This window comes from Schaalia suimastitidis DSM 15538 (assembly GCF_000429105.1).
GTDB lineage: Bacteria > Actinomycetota > Actinomycetes > Actinomycetales > Actinomycetaceae > Pauljensenia > Pauljensenia suimastitidis.
Window position 1 is genome coordinate 192,377 of the sequence record NZ_AUBF01000007.1, and the last position, 6,496, is coordinate 198,872.

The 6,496-nt window shown below is 55.2% G+C and carries 4 protein-coding genes and 1 rRNA gene; all 5 read left to right on the forward strand.

The window, feature by feature from the left end:
• Window position 1 precedes the first annotated feature (1 nt).
• Window positions 2–1,240, forward strand: a complete 1,239-nt coding sequence (locus G438_RS0103490; protein WP_026460180.1) for an argininosuccinate synthase — start codon at window positions 2–4, stop codon at window positions 1,238–1,240.
• A gap of 237 nt (window positions 1,241–1,477) precedes the next feature.
• Complete coding sequence (locus G438_RS10540; protein ID WP_051259245.1) at window positions 1,478–2,932, forward strand: O-antigen ligase family protein; 1,455 nt, start codon at window positions 1,478–1,480, stop codon at window positions 2,930–2,932.
• Window positions 2,933–2,957: 25 nt separating this feature from the next.
• Window positions 2,958–4,388 (forward strand): argininosuccinate lyase, encoded by a 1,431-nt coding sequence (argH, locus tag G438_RS0103500; protein ID WP_026460181.1) that lies wholly within the window; start codon window positions 2,958–2,960, stop codon window positions 4,386–4,388.
• 175 nt (window positions 4,389–4,563) lie between these two features.
• Window positions 4,564–5,829 carry a tyrosine--tRNA ligase gene (tyrS, locus tag G438_RS0103505; protein ID WP_026460182.1) on the forward strand — a complete coding sequence of 422 codons (1,266 nt, stop codon included), beginning with the start codon at window positions 4,564–4,566 and terminating at the stop codon, window positions 5,827–5,829.
• A 557-nt stretch (window positions 5,830–6,386) separates the two neighbouring features.
• Window positions 6,387–6,496 (forward strand): 16S ribosomal RNA (locus tag G438_RS0103510); the annotation flags it as partial.

Sequence of the window (6,496 nt, forward strand, 5' to 3'; positions counted from 1 at the left end):
AATGACACCGTCGAAAGATCGCGTCGTACTTGCTTACTCTGGTGGCCTCGATACCTCCGTGGCCATCGGATGGATTGAAGAACAAACCGGAATGGAGGTCGTCGCCGTCGCCGTAGACGTTGGCCAAGGAGGCGAAGACCTCGAAGTCATCCGCCAACGAGCCCTTGACTGTGGAGCCGTTGAAGCCTATATCGCTGACGCAAAAGATGAATTTGCGCAGGATTTCTGTATGCCAGCACTGCGCGCTAACGGCCTATATGAAGGCGTCTACCCGCTCGTGTCGGCACTTTCGCGCCCACTCATCTCCAAACACCTTGTCCAAGCAGCACGCCAATTCGGTGCCACAACCGTTGCCCACGGCTGCACCGGCAAAGGCAACGATCAGGTGCGTTTCGAAGTGTCCATCACGTCCTTTGCTCCTGACCTGAAATGTCTGGCACCTGTGCGTGACCTGGCGCTGACCCGCGACGTGGCCATCGACTATGCCAATAGGCATAATCTGCCCATCGAAACAACTAAACACAACCCGTTCTCCATTGACCAAAATGTGTGGGGACGAGCCATTGAAACGGGCTTCCTTGAAGACATTTGGAATGCTCCCACCAAAGATGTCTACAACTACACGGATGATCCGACATACCCACCGCTTCCCGACGAAATCGTTATCACCTTCGAGGCGGGTATCCCAGTTGCCATTGATTCTCGGCCGGTCACGCCCCTTCAAGCGATCCAAGAACTGAACCGTCGCGCGGGCGCGCAAGGTGTCGGCCGCATTGACATGGTGGAAGATCGACTCGTCGGCATCAAATCGCGTGAGGTTTACGAGGCGCCCGGCGCGGTTGCTCTAATCACCGCACACCAGGAACTTGAACGGGTCACTATTGAGCGAGAACTGGGTCGCTACAAACGGCAAGTTGATCAACGGTGGAGCGAATTAGTGTACGACGGACTATGGTTCTCACCGCTCAAACGTGCTCTTGACGGCTTTATCGCTGATACGCAACAGTACGTCAGTGGCGATATTCGCATGGTGCTCCACGGAGGGCGCGCCACAGTCACCGGTCGACGTTCTGAATCGTCTCTTTATGATTTCAACCTTGCGACCTACGAAACTGGCGACACCTTTGACCAGTCTCATTCGCGTGGCTTCATTGAAATCTTTGGGATGACGTCACGGTTGGCTACCGCCCGTGACGTGCGTTTTGGGCGTGGCCCTGAACTGGGTGAAGGCACCCTCTAGGTTTTTCGCGCCCATGGTCGTAACCCTGGGAACAATGCGATCTGATGGGCCATTAGAGAGCTTCCCACACCCATGATCGCAACCGAATCGTAACCGGGAACCCCGCATATTTGTCGGGGTTCCCGGTTGTTTTCGTCTACTATCGTTACCGTTGGGCACCGCCGCCGTGCGGGGCCTCGTACCCGTTACGCAGTGCGGTCCTAGTTTGTCATTAACCGTTGGAAGGAAGGACTACGGATGGCCGCTGGTAGCCCCTTGCGCACCAAAGCCTCGGCCATCATTGCCTTTATCTGCGAATATCTTCACGATGTGGTGTGGGATCCACTCAGCTACGCGCTCCACGACGTGCGTGACACCATGGTGGAACGCCACCGGGTATTTGCACAGCGTGCCCTTCCGCCAGTGGCCATTTGGACGATCGTGCTTACCTTCGCCGGTCATGGCGTGCGCAATCTATTGGGCTGGTGGGGTTTCGGTATTGTCGCAGCGCTTACCCTGGTGGTTGCCTCGGCACTATTCGTGATCGCGGGACGGCGTTTGCTGCTGCGCCGCATTCCACTTTTGCCAGCCACCTTCGTTCTGTGGTGCACGCTGTCAGTCTTGTGGTCGCAGTACCCATTGGAAACCTCAGTTGCATCCATGATGTCCATCGCCACCACCTTGGGTGGTCTGCTCATTGCCATCGCGTTTCCTCTGCGGGAACTCCTGGACATCTTTACCGCTGGTTTTAAGTGGATACTGAGCCTGAGCCTTGCGCTTGAACTCTTCGTTGAAATATTTGTTGGCCACCGCATTCCGCCGTTCTATATGCGCGATTGGCCCTATGTTGCCGACAGCCAGTATTGGGTCAATGCCCTCCTTTTCGAAGGCGGGCCTATACAAGGCTTTGTTGGCAATCGCAATCCACTGGCCTTTGTTGCTCTTTTATGCCTGTTGTGCGTGATCCTGATATGGCTTGACCGGCGAGAAAAGACGCTAAGTAGCCTCGTGTGGATCGCTGTGTGCATTACCGTGCTTGCACTGACACGGTCAGCCACCGTCATCATCGCCTCGCTGATCTGTGCGACGGTACTTCTTGCTGCGCTGGGATTGCGCCTATTGAAACCCCCGATGCGTCGTTACGTATTCATTGTGCTGCTGGCGATGGCCGCACTCTCGGTAGTCGTATCGTTTTTCGCCCACGAACACATCAGCGATTGGACGAATCGCAGTTCAGATCTCAGCGGACGTGGTCTGATCTGGAGTCGCCTCTTCAACCTTTGGGAGCGCCACCCGATCCTAGGGTGGGGATGGATTATGTATTGGGCGCCGTGGATTCCCATGTTCCGTCGCCTCGTCGTGCGTGGAGACGGCACCCCCACAATGTCGGCACATAACGCGTATATCGAGGCACTTTTTCAGACCGGAATCATCGGCGCGGCCATACTGATCATTGCGGTCATCGCGGTCAGTGGCAGCGTTATTCACGTGGCTTACTCCAATATTTCCCGCTCTTACCTCACCTTGGCTCCGATGCTGCTGGTTTGTGCGCTGGTGGTCCAGTCATTTACCGAATCGCGATTGATTTCAGAAGGTAACTGGGTGCTGTTTGTCGCCATCGCCACATGGCTGGTGGTACGTGTCTACCCAATGAGAGCGACAGCTAAAGAACCACTGATCGCTGTCCACGAAGGGGACCGCGACGCCGTTTAGCGACGAAAAAAGGCATCATCGTTATATGACGTCTTCTTCTGATGCCTCGACATTTGGCCTGTGGGGTGGTCGTTTCAGTGGTGCCCCCGCAGATGCGCTTGCCGCATTGTCGGTGTCCACACATTTCGATTGGCGCCTCGCGCAGGCGGATATTGCTGGCTCCCACGCCCATGCCGACGCGTTATATGCAGCCGGTTTACTTGATAGCGACGAGATTGCTGCGATGCACGATGCCCTCGACGCTTTGGCCGCAGACGTTGCTTCTGGCACATTCCGGCCCTCGCCAGCAGATGAAGACGTCCACACCGCTTTAGAACGTGGCTTATTGGAGCGTGCAGGCGATCATTTGGGTGGTAAATTGCGGGCAGGGCGTTCCCGCAACGATCAAATCGCCACACTTATTCGCATATATCTGCGTCAACATGCGCGACTCATTGCCCTGCGCACACTCGCCGTCGTGGAAGCCCTAACGAAACAAGCACATCAAGCTGGTACCGCGATCATGCCGGGCCGCACCCACCTGCAACACGCACAACCGGTGTTGGTGGCCCATCATCTGGCAGCGCATGCCTGGCCGTTAGTACGTGACGTGGACCGCCTCGTCGATTGGGACAAACGGGCTGCCATTTCTCCCTATGGTTCTGGAGCGCTTGCAGGAAATACCTTGGGTATGGACCCGCAGACAGTAGCGCACCAACTTGGTTTTAGCCGAAGCGTTGCCAATTCGATTGACGGGACCGCGTCGCGGGACATTGTCGTCGAATTTGCTTTCATTATGGCGATGATTGGCGTTGATATTTCGCGCCTATGTGAAGAAATTGTTATATGGAATACGAAAGAGTTTCACTACGTGACCCTTGACGATGCCTTCTCGACAGGCTCGTCAATTATGCCTCAAAAGAAAAACCCGGACGTTGCCGAACTCGGGCGTGGTAAAGCTGGACGCCTTGTTGGCGACCTCATGGCACTGCTGACGATGCTGAAAGGTCTGCCACTGGCCTATGACCGGGATCTACAAGAGGATAAGGAACCCGTTTTCGACCAGATTGACACCTTGGACGTTCTTCTGCCTGCTGTGTCAGGCATGGTCGACACGATGACGCTGAACCTTTCACGTATGGAAGAATTGGCGCCCCAGGGTTTCTCACTGGCCACTGACATTGCAGAGTGGTTGGTACGCCGCGGTATTCCCTTCCGTGAGGCACATGAGATATCTGGTGCCTGTGTGAGAATCGCTGAGGCCCGCGGGGTGGAACTCATTGATCTCACGGATGCAGAATTGCGTTCTGCCTCGCCTTACCTTGAACCTTCCGTAAGGGATGTGTTGACGATTGAAGGCTCTGTTAATGCCAGGACTGGCCGAGGAGGTACCGCTCCTGTTCGGGTCTTCGAACAGCTCGCAGAGCTTGAGCGCGCCGTGGCAGACCTGAAGGGGTGGGCCGAGGCGACGGAATAGGCACGGAAGCTGTGGCAAAGCTCTGCGAAGCGCATTCGTCACCTACACTTAAATGGGCTTCTGCGAGAAATGCTCAGGGTGCCACGAGATCTCAGTAGGGTCTTGTAGATCCCAACGAGACAAGGGTCTGTAGAAGGCCGCTAATAGATTGATCATCGACTGTAAGGAAACGATTGTGACCGACATTCTGGACGACCTCCAGTGGCGTGGGCTGATTGCTCAGCACACCGACCTTGACGCGCTGCGTGAGCACCTTTCTCAAGGGCCGGTTACTTTCTATTGCGGTTTTGATCCCACCGCACCGTCGTTGCATCACGGGCACCTTGTTCAGGTCCTTGTGATGCGGCACTTGCAATTGGCCGGACACCGCCCACTTGCATTGGTGGGGGGCGCGACCGGACAAATTGGTGATCCTCGTCAGTCGGGGGAGCGGCAACTCAACCCCACTGAAGTGGTGAAGGAATGGACTGGCCGCCTCAAGGATCAGATTGCACGTTTCTTAGATTTCGACGGTCCAGCAGCTGCAACTATGGTGAATAATCTGGACTGGACACAGGAGATGTCAGCCATTGACCTGTTGCGTGGTGTTGGTAAACATTTCCGCATCGGAACGATGCTTTCGCGCGATATCGTGGCGCGCCGCTTGGCATCTGAGGAAGGTATTTCCTACACCGAATTTTCCTACCAGGTCCTCCAAGCCAATGACTACTTGGAACTATTCCGCCGTCACGGATGCACTTTGGAGACCGGCGGTAATGATCAGTGGGGCAATATGATCGGTGGCGTGGACCTTATCCGCAAGGTTGAAGGTGCCACGACCCATGTCTTGACGACGCCGATTATTACCAAAGCCGATGGGACAAAATTCGGTAAATCAGAAGGCGGCGCTATCTGGTTGGACCCAGCAATGATGAGTCCCTATGCCTTCTACCAGTTCTGGCTACAGGTTGCCGACGAAGATGTGATCCGTTTCCTGAAGATTTTCACCTTCATTACACGTGAAGAGGTGGCGGCACTTGAAGTGGAAGTTGCCGAACGACCGCACCAGCGCGCAGCACAGAAAGAACTTGCCGCCCGAGTTACCGCGCTCGTACATGGTGAAACGGAACTTGACCGCGTGCTAGCGGCTACCGCTGCACTGTGGGGTAGTGGCGACCTTCGCCAGCTTGACGAGGTGACGCTACGTAGTGCAGTGGCCGACCTTCCGCGTGCCCAGGTAAAACTGGGCGAAGGAACCGTCGTTGACGCGTTGGTCGGTGCAGGTGTTGAAAAAGGTCGTTCTGCGGCGCGACGTACGGTAGCTTCAGGTGGCGCCTACTTGAACAACATCAAGGTGGACGATGAGGATGCGCCAATTGGTCACGCCGATGCGCTGCCAGGAGGCTTGGCACTTGTCCGTAAGGGGCGGCGTAATCTGATCGTCGTTGAATTGACCGACTAAAGGGTCAGGTGAGGCTGAACGATGACACAAGAGTCGATGGACGGCAACGATCGTACAGAGCCTCAACGCTCCAAAGCAGCTCGCGCATAGCTCGTCGGTTCTGTTGGGCGGGCTGCACCGATCAGACAGAGCGTCAACGCTCAAGTAGATAATGGTGCGACAGATGTTTTCGACATCTCAGAGCTCACATATGTGGCGGATTTTCTGGGTGTTATGCCCCGAAAATCCGCCACATTGAGGTTTGGATGATGTTTTAATTGTTGCGGATTGAATAAAGGTGACTAGGGTCGCAGTTTTCGCCTTGACATGCAGGTGCCAAACGTCCTAAAGTTAATACCCGTCGCCGAGAGCGGAAAATGCTCCGCGACGATCACCAGGAACTAACGCTAGCAATAGTTGTGGGACCCGTGTGGTTGTTGTTTGTGAACTCGATAGTGTGTTTGTTTGTTTTTGTTTTGCCTGTTTTTTGTTTTTGAGTTTTTTGGTTGGGATTGTTTCTGGTTGGCTGTCTGCGCGTGTTGTGTGTGGGTGGTTGGCTGGGGTTTTCCGTTTTGTTTTTTTCGGAGAGTTTGATCCTGGCTCAGGACGAACGCTGGCGGCGTGCTTAACACATGCAAGTCGAACGGGCTGCTTGGGCGCTTGCGTCTGGGTGGTGAGTGGCGAACGG

Excerpts from the sequence above, each read along its gene's own strand:
- G438_RS0103490 (WP_026460180.1), top strand. The coding sequence starts at position 2 with ATGACACCGTCGAAAGATCGCGTCGTACTTGCTTACTCTGGTGGCCTC.
- G438_RS10540 (WP_051259245.1), top strand. The coding sequence starts at position 1,478 with ATGGCCGCTGGTAGCCCCTTGCGCACCAAAGCCTCGGCCATCATTGCC.
- argH (WP_026460181.1), top strand. The coding sequence starts at position 2,958 with ATGACGTCTTCTTCTGATGCCTCGACATTTGGCCTGTGGGGTGGTCGT.